16 protein-coding genes and 2 pseudogenes are annotated in these 21,931 nt (G+C 40.0%); 8 read left to right on the forward strand and 10 right to left on the reverse strand.

Features of this window, described 5'->3' with window-relative positions:
• Positions 1–284 precede the first annotated feature (284 nt).
• Together L2764_RS12260 and L2764_RS12265 are read left to right on the forward strand one after the other, a co-directional pair.
• A pseudogene (locus L2764_RS12260) lies at positions 285–1,167 on the forward strand (IS982 family transposase).
• 171 nt (positions 1,168–1,338) lie between these two features.
• On the forward strand, positions 1,339–2,610 hold the full coding sequence (locus tag L2764_RS12265; RefSeq protein WP_248940544.1) for an MFS transporter: 1,272 nt from the start codon (positions 1,339–1,341) through the stop codon (positions 2,608–2,610).
• A 274-nt stretch (positions 2,611–2,884) separates the two neighbouring features.
• On the opposite strand, the pseudogene L2764_RS12270 reads toward L2764_RS12265, so the two are convergent.
• The 4 genes and pseudogenes from L2764_RS12270 to L2764_RS12285 form a co-directional block, all read right to left on the reverse strand.
• Positions 2,885–3,025, reverse strand: a pseudogene (locus L2764_RS12270) (IS3 family transposase); the annotation flags it as partial.
• 308 nt (positions 3,026–3,333) lie between these two features.
• A complete protein-coding gene (locus L2764_RS12275; RefSeq protein ID WP_248940545.1) occupies positions 3,334–3,570 on the reverse strand; it encodes a transposase in 237 nt (78 codons plus the stop codon).
• 64 nt (positions 3,571–3,634) lie between these two features.
• Positions 3,635–4,183: a carboxymuconolactone decarboxylase family protein gene (locus tag L2764_RS12280; protein ID WP_248940546.1), complete on the reverse strand. Its 549-nt coding sequence runs from the start codon at positions 4,181–4,183 to the stop codon at positions 3,635–3,637.
• A 73-nt stretch (positions 4,184–4,256) separates the two neighbouring features.
• Positions 4,257–5,582 (reverse strand): aspartate aminotransferase family protein, encoded by a 1,326-nt coding sequence (locus L2764_RS12285; protein ID WP_248940547.1) that lies wholly within the window; start codon positions 5,580–5,582, stop codon positions 4,257–4,259.
• 490 nt (positions 5,583–6,072) lie between these two features.
• On the opposite strand from L2764_RS12285, the gene L2764_RS12290 reads away from it, so the two are divergent.
• The 4 genes from L2764_RS12290 to L2764_RS12305 all read left to right on the forward strand — a co-directional run bounded on the left by L2764_RS12290 (position 6,073) and on the right by L2764_RS12305 (position 13,752).
• On the forward strand, positions 6,073–7,626 hold the full coding sequence (locus L2764_RS12290) for an arylsulfatase (RefSeq protein ID WP_248940548.1): 1,554 nt from the start codon (positions 6,073–6,075) through the stop codon (positions 7,624–7,626).
• A 365-nt stretch (positions 7,627–7,991) separates the two neighbouring features.
• Positions 7,992–10,262, forward strand: a complete 2,271-nt coding sequence (locus L2764_RS12295; protein ID WP_248940549.1) for a tetratricopeptide repeat protein — start codon at positions 7,992–7,994, stop codon at positions 10,260–10,262.
• Positions 10,263–10,450: 188 nt separating this feature from the next.
• Positions 10,451–12,235 carry an alkaline phosphatase family protein gene (locus tag L2764_RS12300; protein ID WP_248940550.1) on the forward strand — a complete coding sequence of 595 codons (1,785 nt, stop codon included), beginning with the start codon at positions 10,451–10,453 and terminating at the stop codon, positions 12,233–12,235.
• A 395-nt stretch (positions 12,236–12,630) separates the two neighbouring features.
• Positions 12,631–13,752: a beta-ketoacyl-ACP synthase III gene (locus L2764_RS12305; RefSeq protein WP_248940551.1), complete on the forward strand. Its 1,122-nt coding sequence runs from the start codon at positions 12,631–12,633 to the stop codon at positions 13,750–13,752.
• Positions 13,753–13,833: 81 nt separating this feature from the next.
• Here L2764_RS12305 and L2764_RS12310 read toward each other — a convergent pair whose 3' ends face one another.
• Complete coding sequence (locus L2764_RS12310; RefSeq protein WP_248940552.1) at positions 13,834–14,412, reverse strand: ATP-grasp domain-containing protein; 579 nt, start codon at positions 14,410–14,412, stop codon at positions 13,834–13,836.
• A gap of 185 nt (positions 14,413–14,597) precedes the next feature.
• Here L2764_RS12310 and L2764_RS12315 point away from each other — a divergent pair, with 185 nt between their 5' ends.
• Positions 14,598–14,777, forward strand: coding sequence for a hypothetical protein (locus tag L2764_RS12315; protein WP_248940553.1), 180 nt, complete (start codon positions 14,598–14,600; stop codon positions 14,775–14,777).
• A gap of 97 nt (positions 14,778–14,874) precedes the next feature.
• Positions 14,875–15,144 (forward strand): hypothetical protein, encoded by a 270-nt coding sequence (locus tag L2764_RS12320; RefSeq protein ID WP_248940554.1) that lies wholly within the window; start codon positions 14,875–14,877, stop codon positions 15,142–15,144.
• 90 nt (positions 15,145–15,234) lie between these two features.
• On the opposite strand, the gene L2764_RS12325 is transcribed toward L2764_RS12320, so the two are convergent.
• The 5 genes from L2764_RS12325 to L2764_RS12345 all read right to left on the reverse strand — a co-directional run bounded on the left by L2764_RS12325 (position 15,235) and on the right by L2764_RS12345 (position 21,914).
• Entirely contained in the window at positions 15,235–16,191 is a 957-nt protein-coding gene (locus L2764_RS12325; RefSeq protein WP_248940555.1) for a hypothetical protein, read from the reverse strand.
• A 118-nt stretch (positions 16,192–16,309) separates the two neighbouring features.
• On the reverse strand, positions 16,310–17,887 hold the full coding sequence (locus L2764_RS12330) for a DUF3131 domain-containing protein (RefSeq protein WP_248940556.1): 1,578 nt from the start codon (positions 17,885–17,887) through the stop codon (positions 16,310–16,312).
• 224 nt (positions 17,888–18,111) lie between these two features.
• Positions 18,112–19,383, reverse strand: a complete 1,272-nt coding sequence (locus L2764_RS12335) for a glycosyltransferase (RefSeq protein WP_248940557.1) — start codon at positions 19,381–19,383, stop codon at positions 18,112–18,114.
• Positions 19,384–19,497: 114 nt separating this feature from the next.
• A complete protein-coding gene (locus tag L2764_RS12340; RefSeq protein WP_248940558.1) occupies positions 19,498–20,526 on the reverse strand; it encodes a hypothetical protein in 1,029 nt (342 codons plus the stop codon).
• Positions 20,523–21,914: a DUF3131 domain-containing protein gene (locus tag L2764_RS12345; RefSeq protein WP_248940559.1), complete on the reverse strand. Its 1,392-nt coding sequence runs from the start codon at positions 21,912–21,914 to the stop codon at positions 20,523–20,525. Before L2764_RS12345 ends, L2764_RS12340 begins: the two co-directional genes overlap by 4 nt.
• Between the last annotated feature and the right edge of the window lie 17 nt (positions 21,915–21,931).

The following is a 21,931-nucleotide window of genomic DNA, read 5'->3' on the forward strand; positions in this document are numbered from 1 at the left end:
TCATTTTTAGTCATTGCGATGTTCCTTTTGTTAATTGTTGATCGGCCAAGATCAATTAACAGGTTACATCGCAATGCTTTATCCTCATACACCAGAAACGACTATAGCTCTTACTTGAGTATGCTTCCCCCTCATCATTTCATTTTCCTAATGATTACAAATCAATAAAATATCCTCTAAAAACTAAACCCTAAGTAACCTGAACTCGGGATAAGAAATTGAACTAATAGCCCTCTTTGTGATCAGATCTTTCGACCAAGATTAATCAATCACGCAGAGGGCATATGGATAAGTTAGTAGATATATTTTGTGATGTCGATGATTTTTGTACTATTTTTATTCCACAGTGGGAGCAACAATGTCTAACGGATGGAACGCGTAAACGTAAGCGTTCTGGTAGGATGACAATGAGTGAAATCATGACGATTATCATTGCCTTCCATACTTCCCATCATCGAGATTTTAAAAACTTCTACACAGGATATTTAGCGCGTTTCTTTAAATCAGAATTTCCCAATTTGCTGAGCTATACCCGATTCCTTGAAGTCATGCCTAACACTGTTATACCGCTCTGTAGCTACTTTTCATCCTTAAAAAGTGAGGCAACAGGCATAGAGTTTATTGATTCAACGAGTATTAAAGTCTGTCATAATTTACGAATACCAAGACATAAGACCTTATCAGGCTTAGCGAGTCGAGGAAAAGGCACCATGGGATGGTTTTATGGGTTTAAACTTCACCTCATAGTCAATCATCAGGGGGGTTGCCGCAAAAATCACGCCTGCAAATGTACATGATACTAAGCCAGTCAAAGAAATGGTTGTTAATTCAATGGATAAACTCTATGCTGATAAAGGTTACATCAGCAAAGCATTAGCCAGTGAGTTACTCGAACGGGGTGTGAGTATCGTGAATAATGTCCGTAAAAATATGAAAGCCAAAGCGTTATCATTATGGGATAGAGAGATGTTATCTAGGCGGTTTATCATAGAAACAATCAACGACCAGTTAAAAAACATCTCACAAATAGAGCATACTAGACACCGAAGTGTGCATGGTTTCATGCTCAATATAATAGGCGGTTTAGTGGCTTATCAACTCAAAGAGAGAAAGCCACAACTTAATATAACATCAGCTGAATTCAACGCGATGGCAGTGATGCGTTAAACCGATCTGAGGTTAAGTAAGTTACCCACTCAAGTAATCATTGTCAGCATTTGTCACTTCCCTTATGTGATCTACACTCATAGAAGATCCAAATTAAAAAACAGTTCCAGCTCAATAATCCATTGTATTTATCTAATACTAGAACAACACATTCTCTAAAAGGGACTTTTTATGACTGTAAGATTAAACACTCATCAACGTGTGTTATTTTTATGCAGTTTAGGGGGGCTATTAGAATTTTATGATTTTATTATCTCTGCATTATTAGCCAGTTATATTGCGAGTATTTTTTTCCCAACCGAGACCGAAATCAATGGATTGTTAGCGGCTTTTGCTACCTTTGCCGTCGGTTATTTAGCGAGACCTTTGGGCGGTATTATTTTTGGTCATTTTGGTGATGTTTATGGCCGAAAACGTACTTTTACCTTTTCAATTCTGATGATGGCCCTCGCCACATTCTGTATTGGGCTGATCCCAAATTATACGACACTAGGCATTACCGCGCCGATTTTACTTATTTTTTTTAAGATTATACAAGGGATCTCAATTGGAGGAGAAATACCAGGAGCTATCACTTACATTAGCGAGTTTTTTCCTAAAAAGAAGGGCTTAGCAACAGGTGTTGTTTTCTGCTTTCTCATTAGTGGAATAAGCATGGGCTATCTTGTACAAGCAAGTCTCATCAGTTTATATACTGACGAACAAATTACTGCTTGGGCATGGCGATTGCCTTTTTTCTTAGGCGGTATTTTTGGTATTATTGCCTTCTACCTAAGAAAGAAACTGATCGAAATTCCACAATTCATTCCTTATCTGGATCCTAACCAACCTTTTCCCATTCTAGAAGTGCTTAATAAACAATGGAGAGTCTTTATATTGACCACTATTATCACAGGGCTAGGAGCGATAGTCATTGTTAGTTTATTTACTTTTCTCCCCGCTTACCTCACCAAAATCCTCCATTACACACTGAATGATATGATTTGGATGAGTGCGTCTGCTGTTTTTATCGCAGCATTGAGCTGTATTTTGTTCGGCTGGTTATCTGATAAAGTACGTCGTATCAATCTATTACTATTGTTAATCGTCGCGGTGTTTATTCTAGCGACCCCTATTTTTTATATTTATACTGAACATTTCCTTTTATACCCACTTTCACTTGCTCTTAGCGCCCTGCTTGTCGGACTCAGCTGGGGCAATATTCCCGCCATCTTATCAGAATCTTTCCCTAGCAATATTCGCTATTCAGGCATTGGGTTATCTTATAACGTAGGTTTTGGCATTGTTGGCGGTCTTACTCCTTTGATACTCATTAGTAGCATAAAATGGAGTGAGTCAACCATGGCACCTGCTTATGTATTAATGCTCGCATCAGTACTCAGTTTATTAACGCTTGTTTGTTTTAAAAAAAACCTTTCAATGTTCAGTGATAAAGGAGTCTAATAAAGAAACCCCATATATGGATCTAATTACTTTGCAGTCTAGAAGGCTTACTTGAATTTTATGATTTTTGCACTATTAACGAGCGAAATACCTCAGGTATTTTTTCCTATCAAAGCACTACCCTCCATTGCAATTGACCTTATCCGCTTGGAGACAGGTTCATTTACTCTTTAAAAAGCATAGAATGTAGGTAGCGATATCAGGGTTGGTAGTGACTACTGTTACACCCACAGCAATATTACTTATTTTTAAGTATCGTGATCTAAACTCTTTAGACTTCATCGTATTCGAAGACAGCATGACGCATCTCGTCACGGGTCATTATTGGTTCATATTGAATAGCTTCAACTTTGAGAGAATGGAAGAAACTCTCAGCAACAGCGTTGTCCCAACAGTTTCCTTTTCGGCTCATGCTATCAAATATGGTCTTGATTGCAGCTGGTTCTTGATCATCTATCAGCTCTCGTTGAATACGAATGGCACCATAACGCTCTTTACTGTCATCAAAAATTTGCTTTATTTTCACATCTCTATAATCGCGATTAAGCATTCTATTGCTAGGATCTTGAGCATAATGACGCCAGTGATAATACCCACTTCGTGATACTCGAAGCACCCGCGCCATACGTTTCGTTGAGAAACAATGTTGGTGCTCAAGCATGAATTCAAAACGAGCTATTTTTGATTCTTCGCGAAGTAGGTGTCCGCCTTTTTTAAGATAGCTTAAACGTCTGCTTGCTCCGAAAGCTGACGTTTAAGCTTAGCAACTTCGGCGGCAAGCTCGGCTTCCCTCTGGCTAGTGCTTGCTTTCTTGGTTGTTTTTGCACGCCAGCTATAGATTTGTGATTCATGAATACCCAGCTCTTTTGCGGCTTTGGAAACCCCATTTCTTTCAGCTAAAGCAAGTGCTTCTTTCTTGAACTCATCTGTGTGTATTTTGCGTATTTTCTTTGTCATCATATCATACCTCGGTTAGTGATTTTACTCACTTAGCCGAGTGTCCGAAAATACTGCTAGGGATCAGTTATTTAAAAGGTAAATCCAAGGGATCACTGGGTAGCATTTCAAAACAATTCAATGTCATTGCAACGTAGCTATAATAGCCAAAAATACCGATCAACTCGACCAACGAAGACTCCCCAAAAACGGCTAACGCCTCTTGATACAACGGCGTCCCAAGACGCTTAGTGTGGTATAACGTTTGGCCAACGTGATAAATAAGACGTTCTTCGTCATGTTCAAAAGTAGGCTCATTACCCTTTCTTATTGCCTCAATAACATGGACATTCAATCCTTCAGCTTCAGCAATTGGGGCATGAATAAGCCATTCAGCTTGAGATTGCCACCAAGCCGCTGTGACTAATATAGCCAATTCTGATAATCGCCTCGGTAATTGGGTATGATATCGGCAAAATGCACCAAGTTTTTGACTATGCTGTGCTAGTTCAGGACTGTGAAGCCAAGCAAGAAAAGGCCCTTTAATATCACCTCTTCCCGCTTTAATTTCATCTAATATCTCCCTTTGTTGTACACTCATACTTGCTTCATTAAATAAACTTAAGCGGGATTTCATTAGCATCATCTCTTTATCTAAACGTATTAAAACAACCTCTCAAACTCAGTCGAAAAAGAAGACAAGTACAGCCCTATTCTTTCATCACCTGATAAAAAGTCTCTTTAAGCTTCTCTATAATCATATCAATATGCTCATCTTCAATAATAAAGGGAGGTGCTAATAAAATATGATCGCCTTGTCTTCCGTCAATCGTTCCTCCCATGGGATAACACATTAACCCATTTTGCATGGCAATTTGTTTTATACGCGCATGCATTTTCAATTGAGGATCAAAAGGTAATTTCATCTCTTTATTGGCCACCAGCTCCATCCCTAAAAATAACCCTCGACCCCGAATATCCCCAACATAAGGATGTTCGGCAAACGTCTCTGTTAACGCGTGTTGTAAACGCATGCCTTGTCGTTGAACATGCGTTAATAAATCTCTTTTTTCTATCGTTTGTTGCACCGCTAGCGCACCGGCACAAGCCATCGCATGACCAATATAGGTATGCCCATGTTGAAAAAAGCCACTGCCTTGTTCTATACACTGATATATAGTATCGCTGACCAGCGTTGCACCAATAGGCTGATACCCTGCACCGAGTCCCTTAGCAATACATAAAAGATCGGGGCTAACCCCCTCATGCTCAGCGGCAAATAAATGTCCTGTACGGCCCATACCACACATCACCTCATCAAGAATAAGTAAGATGTCGTAACGATCACAAATGTCTCTCACCCCTTTAAAGTAATGTTCTACTGCAGGTACAGCTCCCATCGTTGCACCGACAATAGGCTCAGCGATAAATGCCATCACCTCGTCTTCACCCAGTTCAATGATTTTTTGTTCAAGTTCATTCAATAATCGCTGACAATATTGAGCCGTCGTTTCGCTATCTTCTTGAAAACGATAAGCATGACAGGGGCTCACATGATGAGTTTCGAATAATAAAGGAGCAAAAGGCGCTCTGCGCCAAGCATTTCCCCCAGCGGCTAATGCGCCTAAGGTATTACCATGATAGCTTTGCCGCCGAGCAATAACATGACGACGCTGAGATTGACCACTTTCGACACAATATTGACGAGCCAATTTTAATGCCGATTCTACCGCTTCCGACCCCCCTGAAACAAAATACACATAATCTAATCCTTTAGGTGAACGAGATGCAAGAAAGTCAGCCAGTTCCTCCATAGGCTCAGTCGTAAAAAAACCACTATGGGCATAACAAATCTTATCAGTCTGTAACTTTAACGCTTCGATAACCACAGGATCTGAATGCCCTAAACACGACACCGCCGCCCCCCCACAAGCATCAAGGTAATACTTCCCATCACTATCAATAAGGTACACTCCCTCGCCCTTTACCGCAGTAGGGTATTGAGAACGTAAGTTTCGATGAAATACATGACTCATAATCGATAGGCCTTTTTTATTAAGCAAGCTTCACAGTGTTTATGCTCTATGATTATTCTTAATCTTTTACCTATTTATCATTGAATCAAGATCATAAGAATAAACATTCTTTGTGGGTAAAAAGCTAAAAATTGAATACATAAGATACATTCCAATAAACTTGAACATAAAGTTAAACTGAAATTGATTCAATGACTTTCTGACCAACACCTACGGGGCACTCTATAAACAACAATTAACACATTAATTAAAATCAATAATCAATCAAGTTGATATCAATTTAAACAAAAAAACAAACAATAAACCATATTCATCAACCTTATTAACTGACTGCGATACCATGAGCAGTGGTCATTTTTATTTACTCTTTAAAAGTCATCCTTCGAAATAAAGTTCTCATTTCTTTCTATACTTTTATAACTCTCATTATATTTCATTCACTTTATATCAAGCGTTTCATTATAAACCCATTAAGAATAAGGACATGTTCATGGATCTCAAACGGTTTCGATTAAGTCAGCATTATGCTATCCCTATCCTCACCACGCTAGGACTCATCTCCAGCAGCTTATTTGCCGCAGACAAACCCAATATTCTCGTCATTTGGGGAGATGACATTGGTCAAACGAATGTCAGTGCCTATAGCTTTGGATTGATGGGATACAAAACCCCAAACATAGACCGTATTGCTAAAGATGGCATGATGTTCACTGATTACTACGCAGAGCAATCTTGCACCGCAGGGCGCTCAACCTTTATCACGGGACAAACCGTATTGCGAACCGGATTAAGTAAAGTGGGTTTACCTGGCGCAGATGTAGGATTACAAGCCAAAGATGCCACCATTGCTGAAGTCCTTAAACCGTTAGGTTATGCCACAGGCCAATTTGGCAAAAATCATTTAGGTGACAAAGATGAATTTTTACCTACAAACCATGGATTCGATGAGTTTCTAGGCAACTTGTATCACCTCAATGCAGAAGAAGAGCCGGAAAATAGCAACTACCCTAAAGATCCTGAATTTAAGAAAAAGTTTGGTCCACGGGGCGTCATAAAGTCATCGGCCAATGGCGATATTGTTGATACGGGTCCATTAACCAAAAAACGCATGGAAACCATTGATGATGAAACCATATCAGCAGCCATCACCTTCATGGAAAAAAACGTTAAAGCCAATAAGCCCTTTTTCATTTGGTGGAATGCTACCAGAATGCATTTTCGTACTCACGTCAAACCTGAATATCAAGGGATCTCGGGGATCAGTAATTATGCTGATGGCATGATTGAACATGATAATCATGTCGGTCAACTCCTCGATAAGGTCGATCAACTCGGCATAGAAGATAATACCATTGTCTTCTATTCTACCGACAATGGCCCCCACATGAACACTTGGCCAGATGCAGGATTAACGCCTTTTAGAGGCGAAAAAAATACCAACTGGGAAGGTGCTTATCGTGTCCCTGCCATGGTCAAATGGCCTGGAAAGATCAAAGCGGGTCAAATCTCCAATGAAATCATGCATCACATGGACTGGCTACCCACCTTTGCCTCCGCTGCGGGTAACGACAATATTAAAGAGCAACTCCTTAAAGGCTATAAAGCTGATGGAAAAACCTTTAAAAATCATTTAGACGGTTATAACTTTTTGCCTTACCTCACAGGGAAAGAAGACAAAGGACGCCGAACAGAAATCTTTTACTTCACCGATGATGGTGATTTATCCGCATTACGCTATAACAATTGGAAAGCGGTCTTTATGGAGCAAAGAGTCAACGGCACATTGCAGATCTGGGCAGAGCCTTTTGTGACCTTGCGCTTCCCTAAACTGTTTAATTTACGTATGGATCCCTATGAAACAGCCGATCGAACATCTAACACTTACTATGATTGGGTCATTGATCACGCCTACATGTTTGTCCCTGCACAAGCTTATGTCGCTAATTTCTTAAGCACCTTTAAAGAATATCCTCCAAGCCAAAAGGCCGCGAGCTTTAATTTAGAGCAAGTCATGAGCATGCTTGAACTACCTGCTCAAAACTAGTGCTAATCTAGCGCCATAAACTGGGGGGACTGAATAAGTCAGTATCGAAAGAGTCATCATCATGGTGGCTCTTTTGATACCCAAGCCAATAGAAGATGCGAGATCCTGCTGGATTAACTATCTACGAAATGAATCAATAAATCACTGGATTTTTATTAAAAAATAATGGATGTTAATAAAATGTAATTCACAATGTTAATAACAAAACCTCTATAATTCAAATGATCCCTAAAAAAAATCGATCTATCAGCTCAAGATCATCGAGGAATCGATTATTAAGGCTCGTTTTATCCACCATCACCCTTATCGCTTCACACCCGTCTCATGCAAAACCGATTCATTCAAAGCCGTTAATAAGCCCACAAGTGAATACAGAAATCCACACCTGTATGCAATGCCACCGAGAACAAACCACACAATGGCAAGCTTCTCATCATGCTAAATCCATGCAAAAAGCCGATAGACAGTCGGTATTAGGTCATTTTAATCACTTTACCTTTAAAAATGATAATAGCTGGACGTTATTTGATCATGATAAAAACGGCTTTTACATTGAAACAGGACTAAAAGGTCAACCGGGTCAACGATATTCCATTCCTTTTGTATTTGGCTTTTATCCGTTGCAACAACTGCTTGTGGATATCGGTGGCGGTAGACTACAAGCTTATACCGTTGCTTGGGATGCGCGGTCTATCGAGGAAGGTGGGCAAACTTGGTATGATTTATATGAAGATGCCCACCAGCCTAACAGTCCTTTTTACTGGCAAGGCCAATTTAATAATTGGAATACCCGCTGCGCCCAGTGCCATTCGACTGAATTAACCCGAGGCTACGATCTTAATAATGACCGTTATAATACTCAATGGAGACAACCTAATGTGAGTTGTGAAGCCTGCCATGGCTCAGCATCGGTTCACCTTGCATTACAAAAAGAAGACGCTAATAACAGCCCACAACGTCAGCTCTATTCTGGGTTTGATAAACCACTACAACACCAGCCTCTTTTTACTTTGGATCCACAAGATCACACGGCCAGCCTCACATCATTATTAACCACAAGATTGGCCTTTGAAACACACCGACTTGCTAAGGCTGAACCTTCAAACGCTCAGCTCTCAAAGGAGCCAATATTAACAGCAGAACAAGCTGCAATCTTTGACTCCGTAGGAAACTCAATCGACTCAACGTCTGTATCCCGTATCGAAAATCATGCACTGCCATTGGATAAAGGTCAAGCAAGTCAATGTATTTTATGTCACAGTCGACGTCATACCCTTGTAGAAGGGCAAGGACAAGGGCAAATCAATCAAGAGATCATTCCTCGCCTGGCTCTGCCTCGTTTGTACCATAGAGACGGGCAAATTCAAGATGAGGTCTTTGTCTATGGCTCATTCAGTCAAAGTAAAATGGCTGCTGCAGGGGTGGTATGTAGCCACTGTCACCAAACACACAGTAACGAGCTCATCAGCCAAGACAATCCGCTCTGCACACAATGTCATCGAGCCAGTGTATTTGATAACCCCGCACATACACTGCATTCAATCCCATTACATTCGACAAATAAAGACACTCCTTTGTGTATCGACTGCCATATGCCAAGCAAGACGTATATGGGCGTCGATATAAGGCGCGATCATAGTTTTCGCATTCCTAATCCTTGGGTGAATGAAGCCCTCAATAGCCCTAATGTCTGTTTAAGCTGCCATCAAGATAAAGATCACCGCTGGACTCAACACGCCCTGGCATCTAAAAAAGACGCTATTTTTACCCACAACTCCGATATTGGCACCGCCACCTTACTCAATGAAACCGTCCCAGAACATGCTCAAAAAATCATTGAAAAGTGGGTGCTTGATCCCAGTCAAGCGCCTATGCGCAGAGCAGTACTATTAGATTTGTTAGATTTATCCCAGCCAAGTCATGTCAACGCCCTCAACATTGCAGCCAACGACAACGAAGCGTTAGTCAAGTTAGGCGTATTACATAAACTCAGTTCAGCGCCTTTTTCTTTACAGCTACAAATAGGCTTTGGCTTACTCTACGATGATAATAAAAATGTCAGACTCGAAGCCATTAAACTGCTTTCCCCTGCCTTTAAAACCAACATTCCTGTTACTGCACAAGAAAAGCTACAAGCAGTATTAAAAGAAGCAGTCGCAACCTACCAAACACAACAAGATCTTTTATCGGGTCAATTATCGCTGGCGGATTTAGCTTACAATGTTGGCGATATCGCGCAAGCTAAAGTGCACTATCAAAACGCCTTGCAGCTACAGCCTCAATTTTTACCCGCAAAATTGAATTTAGCCAGCCTGCATCGCGAAACCGGTCAATATCAGCAAGCAAAAAATCTGTTGCAAGCGATCCTAGTCATTGAGGGCAATCATAGCTTAGCCCAATATAATCTAGGCCTTATTTACGTCATTGAAAAACAATGGCCTAAAGCCCTTAGCGCCTTAAACACCGCTGCCAATACCTCACCGGATAATTTACAGTTTGCCTTTGTCTATTTATTGGCATTAGAAGCCAGCGGCCAAATAGATAATGCCCTTGTGCAACTGGAAAAATTAGCTCAACACACTCCTAACGATCCTGCATTGATTGAAATAAGACATAGACTGTCTCAATCACATTAATCAACTGAGTAAGAATAGACCTCTCATCACAACAGTGGCAAAAAAAGCCCCATTCACTATCCTTAATCTTATAAGGGATGACTCATCGATCTCATTAATCATCCCTTAACCTTGTTCTTATACCTGATATCGTCCTCAAGGCAGAGGTGAATGATCCCGCGCGCTGACAATGAGTGATTAGATACCTTATGCAACAACATACTATCAAGACATTTACCATTACTTTCACAACAATACTCTTCCTCCTTCTGCTTAGTGTCTCTGCTCACGCCCAATACCATAAAAAGAGAAATCCCCCCCCAAAGAAACCTAAACTCATTTTGCAAATTACAGTGGATGCACTGCGTGGTGATTTACTTACTCGTTATGCTAAAAATATGAGACAAGGCGGATTTAAGTACTTACTCAATAAAGGCATTGTTTATAATAATGCCCATTACCAACATGCCAATACCGAAACCATCGTCGGTCACGTGTCACTCGCAACGGGTGCGCCACCCACCGTCCATGGCATGGTCGGTAATATCTGGTTTGAACGAAGTCAAAATCGGATTGTGTATAATATCGAAGATCCCCACTACTCCTTACTCACAAAAGGAGCCGGAGTCGATAGCCAAAACGAAATAGACCCCACTCAAAGAGCCGCTAAAAATGAGGGCCGCTCCCCCATGGCGATATTATCAACCACCATTAGTGATGAAATCGCGTCGGCCTTTCCCCGCTCCAATATTTTTGCTGTCTCGATAAAAGATAGGGGCGCAGTCTCCTTCGCTGGACAATACGGCAAAGCCTTCTGGTTTTCAAAAGCCAGCGCTGAATTTGTCACCAGTAACTATTACTATCAAACCTACCCTGACTGGGTAAACCACTGGAATCAAAGCAATCCAACAAAAAAATACCATAATACTCAATGGACACGCAGCCTTGATCAAGACCAATACGTTCATGTAGAAGAAAATCAGCCCTCTTTGAATCCTGATTATAAAACAGACATAGCGGGGTTTTCGACTCGCTTTCCTCATCCCTATGGGCCCTCTGATGATAAATATTTTACCACTAAGTTAACCCTGAGCCCTGCCGGCGATGACTTAACCTTATCATTTGCAAAAACACTCATTGAAAACGAGCACCTCGGTAAAGATGAGATCCCCGATTACCTTTCCATTAGCTTCTCTTCCAATGATTACGTATTACATTTATTTGGTCCATCAAGCCAAGAGGCTGAAGATAACTTACTCAGGTTAGATCTAACATTAAAAGATCTGTTTAGCTATATTGATGAAAAAATTGGATTAGACAATACCTTAATCATATTATCAGCAGATCATGGTGCGCCTGAAATTCCAGGCTATTTAGTAAGAAAATTAGCCACACAGTTAACCACCGCAAGTACGAATAAAGCCCACTATTTCTCTTTAGCCCAATTTCAAGATGAAAACCTATTTACTGCTATTGAACACTCTCTTGGTCTGAAAAAAGGGCAAGGTAAAACACTCATACAACGCTATGCACATCCTTATGTGTACTTAGAACATTCACTCATAAAAAAATATAACCTCGACCTTAAACAAGTCCAAATCAGTATCGCTAACGAAATAATGAAACTTAACGGTGTTGAATATGCAATCCCAAGTACTCAAATTGCAACAGGACAGCTCCCTCAGACACACCTCATGCAATTAGTAACCAATAACTACCATCAATCACGCTCTGGCGATATTCATGTTATTTTTTCTCCTCAGGTTTTTATTAACGATCTTGATGGACTCACTGTGGCTTCAATGCATGGCTCTCCATGGCAATATGATACCTATGTGCCAGTGATATTTGCAGGCGCAAACTTAACACCCCAAACCATCAGCCGTTTCATCACTCCCTATGATATCGCGCCCACTATTGCCTCTTACTTAGCCATCACGCCCCCTTCAGGTTCTTCCTCACCGTTATTACAAGAAGTGATTTCTAGAAAGTAATGGTTCAATAAATCTAAGTTACAAGCACCTTGATTGCTCACCACCACTTATGACATACCACAAGGACATCTATTCGCTATCGATAGCTTCGATCCTCAATATAAAAACCCAACCTCCGTTGACTATTATCTGGATTTTGTTTTTACCCATACACAACAATCCGTACTCAACATCCCCTCACGATAAATAAAGTAAAATAAACACACAATAAATGCACTGTCATGTTTTAAACACACTTACTATAGGATTAACATCCAAAGAGTGTCGCAGGACACTTGTTTATACTCAGGTTTCAATATATGTTAAATTAATAATCGTTTAGCGGTCAAAAAGGATCGCTAACGCCGTTAGCACGCTACTATCGCCAACAATCGTCCATTTTTAAGGGGAATGCAGTGAAAAAAGTCGTGATCAGTGGTACCGGTCTCTATACCCCAGAACATAGCATCTCAAACGATGAATTAGTCATCTCTTTTAATCTCTACGTGGCGCAGTTTAATGAACAACATCGTGCAGCAATCGAAACAGGAGAAATCATTGCCCTAGTAAAAAGTGACAGTGCTTTTATAGAAAAGGCATCCGGCGTAAAAAGTCGCTACGTGGTCGACAAAAAAGGCATCCTCGATCCCAACCGCATGAAACCTTTTATTCCAGACCGTCATAATGATGAAGCATCATTACAATGTGAAATGTCTGTCATTGCCGCCAAAGAAGCCCTTGAACAAGCAGGGAAACAAGCTCAAGATGTCGACATGGTGATTGTTGCCTGCTCGAATTTACAACGCGCATACCCTGCTATCGCCATTGAAATTCAAACTCAACTAGGGATCCAAGGATTCGCTTATGACATGAATGTTGCCTGCAGTTCTGCCACCTTTGGCATTCAGGCCGCAATGAATGCCATTCAAAGTGGTAATGCACGATGCGTCCTCATGTTAAATCCTGAAATTTGTAGCAGTCATTTAAATTTTCGCGATCGCGATAGTCACTTTATTTTTGGTGATGCTTGTACTGCGGTGCTATTAGAAGAAGCAGAACACGCCAGCAGCAATGTCCAATATCTGATCTTAGGCACTAAGCTACAGACTGTTTTTTCTAATAACATACGCAATAATGCCGGCTTTCTAAATCGCTGTGATGAGGCTGGCTTAAAGACTGCTGACAAGCTGTTTATTCAAAATGGCCGTAAAGTCTTTAAAGAAGTTTGCCCAATGGTGGCCGATCATATCAGCGAACATTTACATGCATTATCGCTAACACCCGATACCATTAGTCGATTATGGTTACATCAAGCCAATTTAACCATGAACCAACTTATTGCTAAACGCGTACTGGGCCGTGAAGCCAACATTCATGAAGCACCAATCATTTTAGATCGCTACGCCAATACCAGTTCAGCGGGATCGATTATTGCTTATCACTTACATAAAAGTGATTTATCATCAGGAAGTATCGGAATAATCAGTAGTTTTGGTGCAGGTTATTCGATCGGCAGCGTTATCGTCAAAAAGTGTTAATTTAGAAAGTGAAATGAATACGGTAAGCCAGCATAACCTTATTATTCGCTGGCTTACTCATTTTTCTTTCATGTCATAAAATCATAATTCGGTTGAATCAATAAAGTGGTGAATCGCTTTTCTTTGCTGAGCCTCACTCAATAGATGTAAGTATTGGATAGGATCGCCGATCGCTAATTCTAATAATAATAACGTCTGAGTCGTTTCACAGCGGATCATGTCAATACGAAATTCATGAGCCTTTTCTCCTGTTAACATCAATATACTCTCTAATACTTTTTCAGCAGCATTAAGATCATCTTCACAGGGTGACACCAGTTGTGATGTACCACCGTGCATTTGATGAGTACGGAGATCCAATATCGAAGGGGTTTTTAATACGGTATGTGAGATGGTATTATCATAAATAATAAAGCTATATTCTCCTTCAATTTTCACATTTGGCATAAACTTTTGAATAATAATATCGGGTTTAATATCACAAATTGATGGATTAAAATCATATTCAATCAAATCTACTAAATAATTTTCTTCACCAAAGGTACCATAAACGGGCTTTACCACTAATTTGTCCCCTAGCCCATATTGATGAGCCAGTTGTTGCAATGCTTTTGGCCCAGTAATCGGAGTACTGACAAAATTGGTTGGAATAGTCGGCACCTTAATTCCCTATCACCGCCACGTTTTCCATCATTGATCCCTTTCTTTTTACCCATCCTAAGCATAGTCATTAGCAACATAAAAAGGTGCCTTACTTCTTGAACTGAGCATAATCTGTATTACACTTGATAGCCAAGCTATAACGAAATACCCCCTCTGTGCATCCCATGACTAAAGGTGAAGTAATGAAGGAATTTAGCAATATCATTGAAATTATCTGCCCAAACAAATTAAAACTGACTCCAACGGGAATGAAGTCAAATCACTTTTACCTCAATAAAACGTCGAGTCAATTAAATAGCTTTATTTGTCCACTGTGCCGCGAACAGCACCACTGGAGTGAAAAAGATGTTGTGGATTATTAATATTAATGATTATCAAAGAGCAGGCTATCTTCATAAAAATATTCTTTACCCATTTGATGCATCTTCCTCAAACATTATCGAGGAGACTCTGTAGACAATGAATATGAACAGCATCTCATTTTGGATTATCTTCTATCTTATTATGCTGGCTCTGTCTGTCATCATTGGGTATTTAAAGGGCAATATTATTGCAGGATTTTTACTGGGTTATGTACTAGGTCCTATAGGCCTCATATTAATCTTACTCAGTAAAGACAGAAGAACGATCCAATGCCATGCTTGTCTTGAAAAAATCCATAAGCATTCCTATATATGCCCTCATTGCCAAACAAAAGTACAACATAAACACAAGAAACTCATCAACTAATACAGTGAAGCGTCACTCATATACCCAATATCATTGAGCATGCGGGGGGTCCAGATATGTTAAGTTTATAAACATAAGGTTGGCCGCAGTTCAAAAAGTAAATGAATAACTAATACTGATTGAACCGTCAATAAAACGTCCTGTATCCTCACCTCGTTCACTACTATTCCAGCGATTACCTGAATAATTATTATATTGAACCGTGATCGTTCCTGGGTGCCAATCAAAGTAACCAAAGCCATAAGTATAGTCTGGATTCCAAGGCTGTTTTTGCGAACTGTCTAAATAATAAAAGGCCGTTCCATTGACATACCAGTTGCCAATGATCGCATACTTACAACCCAAACTGATTGTTTGCTGGCCCGTTAAGTATTCAGAAGACGCTAAATCAAAATATTCAGGTGTATAGTTATAATCAAACTGACATCCAATAGCCCCTTTATCAGTAAAGGATAACCAGTCAATCCAAGGCTCTCCAACAGGAAACTTCCAGCCTAATGACCAAGTCCCCTGCCCAAATTCGGTACTTTTTTGTCCCTCTTCGGGGGCAAATCGATTCCCACCATAATTAGAATATAACAAGCTAAAAGTGTACGGCCTCCAATCGCTATAACCAAATACATAAGTATAATCAGGATTCCAAGCTTGCTGTAAATCAGGATCAAAATAATAGTAAGCCGTCGCGGAAATGAACCAATTGCCTAAAATAGAATATTTAAGCGATAAACTCGCCGTTGTATTTTGATTACTCGGCCCCGAGGTTGCATCAGGCGGGAGGGTGGCAGGTGTTTCTGTAAGAGGAATGCCTAAACTCATATTACCATTCCACCTTTTATACCAAGGAGTCTCTTCCCCCCAAGAGAAAAAAGGTAAGTCAAAAGAACTGTTCGCACCTTGCCAAATTTGATCAAACTCCGTTTCTTCCCGTAATATGGATGTTTTTTTTCCGCTATTCTCTAAGTTACCCGATTCAGGCTTAGGTGCATTTTCCGCCATTTGCGTTTGATGACCATTGGCAAAACAACCGTAAGAATATAATAAGAACAATAAACTGATCCCAAATGATAAAAAAAACGTCCCCAAATATGACCATAGTCCCTTCATAATCATGCTTTCATCATCGTTATAGAATATTAATGCTTTCGTGTGTCAGTCCCCGCCTCAATCACATTAAAATAGGGGTGTAATTTCTTGATTTGAACCATAAGCTCACTAAAATAAACGCATTAGTATTAATATTATAAGCTACATTTTCCGCCCCATCTGAGAATAACCCTGTAGGAACATGATAATGTTTCAAGCTATTTTTTATCACTTTATCAGCTAATAACGTGGCGTATTCATCATCAAAAAGCATGCTCATTGCTAACGCAGCTTTATTACTGAATATTTGAACATTCTGTTTCGGCACCTCTTTACCTGATGAAGACACGCTCCACCAAGCATCCCCTTGATAATAAATATTATTATATAAAAACCAAGGTTTTCGATTCAGGGAATCTTCAGCGTAAACTAACAGGCGATTAAAACGTTCAAAATGCTGTTTATGTAATTGATATAAAGTATTTAATTGAAACCAACAGTCTTTTGGTCGACCCACTTCTATTGCATAAAGTAGGTAAGGATCTAAAGTAAAAAAAGGCAAATTACGTTTATCGATTAATAATGTCTTCTCTTCCACCTCAACCTCACCTAGATGACGACAATCATAAGCCTTGTCTACATTAAGGCCTGCAAGTTGATAGCCTTTGGCAGCATATTGTAAATAGCCTAAACGTCCTTCTTGGCGAAAGTGTTCCCCCTTAGATGTTAGCTTTATACCAAAAAGGGTCTTACCTTTTACAGCGTCTTCTAATTTCCATTTATCAGTAATCTTATCAACCTGATGAGATAGTTGGGGTTTTTGCTGCTTAATCACCTCTAACCAAATATAAAGCCGCCCTAAATCCAATGCAGACCAACCATTCCCATGAGAGGCACTTTTACTATAAGGCCCTGAAGGTAATCCCGTCACCGTGTTATATTGCCGATTAGGCAACTTATTGTCATACAATGGCATACTCATCAAGGTTGCTAATAGCTTTTCGAGCCTTATTTGCGTTAACTGGCTTTCAACAACACCCAATGCTTCTAAAGCCAAAATGCCACTAATCGCACTGCCTAAATCCCACATCGTTGTCTGTGTATAACCATTAACAGAGTCAATAAAACCGGTCACATCATTCCAATTGTCTTCCATAAAACGCTGCGCTTTACTTAACAGTAATAACTCTTGTCTCGTTAAAGGAATAACCTCTATACGGGATCGTGCTGATATCTTAACTCCTGATACATTGTCACTCGACTCTTGCATTTCATTGATATTAGGAATGACGGCTCGACGTTGAAAATGAACCGGAAGGTTATCGACCCGTTCATTCAATTTTCCATCTGAAATAACAACTGAACGTGAGAAAGAAGCTCCATTAGAATACGATGGGACAATATCAGTTTCCAATGACTCAACCACAACCAAAAGGGGGAGCAGATGGGAGAACAAATCCGTTTGCAATTGTTCAATCAAAACGAATGGATGCGTCAGGTGCGGTAAAGGTTCATGATCAGCAATCTGGTAATGAGGTTTGAGACTTCTCAATAATCCGCTTTCAGCACCTAATTCAGTATCGTCTTCAGTCGCTGAAACACAAGAAATAAACATGATAAGGGCTGACAACAAACATTGATAATCAAGTCTTATCTTCATCTCTGGCCCATATGTGTTCATTTCACCTTCATGCTCAAAAGTAATATCGTTTACTGATCCAAACGCCTTAAATGATCACCGCCCCAAAGCACTTTAAAATGCAAAAGACAAACATCTTCAAGTACTTTGAATATACACTCTATATTGAAGCTCGACTAAAGTAATGCTCCTTTTCGAGGGAAAATAATAGTGAAGCTATCTCTATCATTAATTTAAATAAAAAACTATTGTATTCTTATATGTTCTGATTTCACTTCTGTTAGCCATTTAGACAAGGATTCTGGTGACATTAGCGTATGTTGACCTAATTCTTTATCAGAAACCTCCATTAACTCGGGGGGTAATAAATTAATAATTTGTTCAAGATCCTTAACCGATTTAACGTGTTCATCAATCACTTTCGCCATGGCAATGTCATGTTCAACTTCACGTGACCTTAACGCTTTCACTAACCCCGTTAATAAAATAAGCCAAGTACTCATCGGGCCTTGTACAACCGACGCAGATTCGGCGGCCGAATCAATAAATGCAAAAGGAATGGTTTCAATCACAAGATCTTCTTTCATTGACGCTAAAATCCAATCGGTATCAAATGAAAAGTCAAATACCGTTGGCGCGGCAAGAATAGCTTCTAACGCACTTCGACTAAATAATTTATACGCTGCTTGGGTATCATAGATCCCTTTTGAGAAGATCTCACTCCCCACCATTCTCTGCATATGCCTTAACGTCTTAATCCCAATACCCCAACGCTCTTCTTGCTTCACTAAAATAGATTCGGCATGCTTTCTATTACCGAGTACCACATCCACATTTCTTTCGATAAAAGGTTCTAAAATAAGTCCTAGCTGCCCTAAATGCACTGAATTATCCGCATCGGTATAAATAATCGCATCCATTTTATCATCTAGCGCCTTAAGACAACCAAAAATAATTGCCCCACCTTTACTTGAATCATCAAGCGAGGCTAACTTGGCAAGAGGCCCTTGAATATCAGTAATTCCATCCTTTAAATGCAATACTTTCACTTTGCTACTTTTCTTGTTTTTCTTCACAATATCTTTAGCAATATTGTAGCTTTTATACGGGCAACCATCATCTACAGGGTATAGATTCCAATTGACATTAGAATCGTTACAGATCCAATTTAACTGCATCATTTTCGCATTTAATGAATCTTCCCCATTGGGATTATGATCGCTTTTTTCACAAAGTCGGTTATGCTCCCCCCACATGGCGTACACAATACCAATATCAAGAGGTACTTGAATTTGTAAAATATAACGACGTGAGCAAACCAATTTCACAGCTAATTGAAACTCAAGTGGACTATTAGGCTGTAAAGATAACTGAATGAATTCTTCAGATGAAATATCGGATAACTCAAGTAGCGCATCCGCTAAATAAAGCAACTGATCTTGATGACGAGACTCTGTTAAATCAAAGTGCTGATTGGCATTACTCACGAGTGTATCTAATATTGATGAGCTACTCATAATGAATCCTTTCATAATATTAATCACTAGACCCTGATCCACATAAACAATAGATCAGAGCCAACCCTATGACTAAGGCTAGTAATTACTCCTCAAATTGCAAGCGACACATCTTTAGTCTTCCACCAGCCGCTTATCATCTAACGCCTTATTTGATTCATCACTCGAGCCATCTTGAGCGGAAGGCTCGACCGTGTTTGGACTCGATGAATGGCGTTTTTGCCTTGCTTCTAATTGTTGATCTTGAATAATGGCTAAATTCCCTCTCGCCAAGGGATTATTTGAAGGTGTCGATTGAATGCTACCTTGTGATGCTGACGACACTCCCCCCGCACTGCTATTAATGGCTTTGGATTGTATTGATTCTTCACCCGCTTTGTCTTCAAAGGGAGGGTTGTCCTCAGCATCAAGATCCGCACTATCGCCCACCTCCGCTTGAGTTTGAATTGCACCAGGTGTGGCAATAAACGATTGAGTTTGAGAAAAATTAGCATCAAAACCTGACAATTTTTTTTGCTGTCCTTTTTTTTGACCTTGAGAACGATTAATCTGCCGCGCATTGGGGGGGGAAACAGCCTGACGAGATTGTGGATCTGAATATTTATTCAAGCCTAATTTAGGCGCAACAAACTGAAAAAAATTGAGTTTATCATCCCATACTTGTAACACCGATAACTCTTTCTCCAAGTTTTCATCAAGACCTCCCGTCACATCGTTCACTTGTAACACAACTGACAATTGTGTATTAGCCGTCTCTAAACGTTGATGTAAATACGCTTGTAACTGCTGCCAGTTGGTTCCTCCGGTTAAAAGGTAACGGGTACTGTCCGCCCAATATTGATAGGCAATAGGATCATTGTTTTTATCTGCCGCAATGGTCGCTAAAGCCGCTGCAAGTCCAGCTGATTGCCACATCGTTTGCTGATCGAGGTTATTTCGATTAGCCAAAAACATCACACTGAGTTTATCCCAATGCTCTGATGCCTGTTTATAGCGACCTTTGGACAATAGATAATTGGTTTTAGTGTAAGGAGAAAGATCAAGATCCTTTGTAACAGCCATTGCCATCGGATCCAATACAATCATGAGTATGAAGATGACCATAACCCATAATCGCAAAGATTTTATGTCCATTGTATTCATAGAAAAGTCTCCGTTAAACACTTTCCTGGATGATAAAAACGCGAATCAAACTGTACATCACGGTATTCTTTATTGTCATTAGGTTGATATAATTTCCCATTGATCTTATAAAGTAACGCCTCCAATACACCCGCATTGGTTTTTAACGTAATGATCTTCTCATAGCCACTAGAAGCTTCATATCGCCCCTCATACCAACCCCGTTGAAGATTATAAAGCTCTCTGACTAAGGTCAGTAAACGATCGGTATAATCTGTTTTCCATAACACCCACATTTGAAAAGCAACACGAGTCGACACTAAAGCAAGATGATCATGACTGCTACCGTCTTCAGCCACCGTAATCCAAGGGGTCCCTAAAGCATAAATGGCATCATAAACAAAATAAGGTTCCCCAGACACAACATGTTCCCCCCTAGCGGTGTACACTCTTTCGAAATCCCACCGACTCTCCTGCACTTGATATATCGAGTCTGCCATTGCCGCTAAAATAGCGTTACTGTGATTCGAATCCATTGAACTGGTATCGTCAATATCATCCCAATTAAATTCTAGCCCTAACCACAAAAAAGGCGTGGTAAACACAGGCCTAAGTACATCATAGTGACGAGGATCTCGGCCATCAAAAAGTAAATCTATCCCGTTAATAGTCGCCACATTATAAGGCTCTAACGCGAGGGACTTACCGGGAATTATTTTCCAATCAAGAAAGCCATATGATGCATACTCTTCAATTCCTAAGCGCCCTTCTTTATAAATGGTCACTTGAGCGTTATTAATATCCCCACCATATAATTCACCTTTATCAGACACTAATACACAAAAATTCCAGCGTAATACTGCCTTATCAATATACTCAGTAAACTCAGGGTTACGTTGCTTTGTAAATGCTAATGCTATCAATAATCGCCCAATATCAATGGAGGACCAGCCAATTTCAGCGGGTTGGTTCGCATAATCCACCATTTGTCCAGTGGTCGTTGAATACACTTTATTGGGTACTTTGTCACTCACAAGCGGCATATTCACCAAAAAATTGATGGCTAATGTGAGCCGTTCGTCATGCTCCTTGGGACTAATAAATTCAAGCTGGCGACCAGCTTCTAACGCAAATAAGTAATCAGCAAGTGAAGATAAATCCATATTGGGATAATTGTCTATCGAATTAACCAGCCCTGTCGCCAATTGTGTATTATTCTCAATATACAACCAAGCCGTTTGTGCCCACTGTAACTCTTGTTCACTCAACTCTCCATATCGGCCTTGTCTGATAAATTGAGATTCACTGACCCCTGTCACACCCGATTGCACACCTTGGTATAAAGCACCGCAAGCCGATAACATTAATATGACGATAAAGATAAAAAGCTGTAAAATAACCCGTCTCAATACTTACTCCTTCTTCA

Source organism: Shewanella surugensis, assembly GCF_023284005.1.
Classification (GTDB): domain Bacteria; phylum Pseudomonadota; class Gammaproteobacteria; order Enterobacterales; family Shewanellaceae; genus Shewanella; species Shewanella surugensis.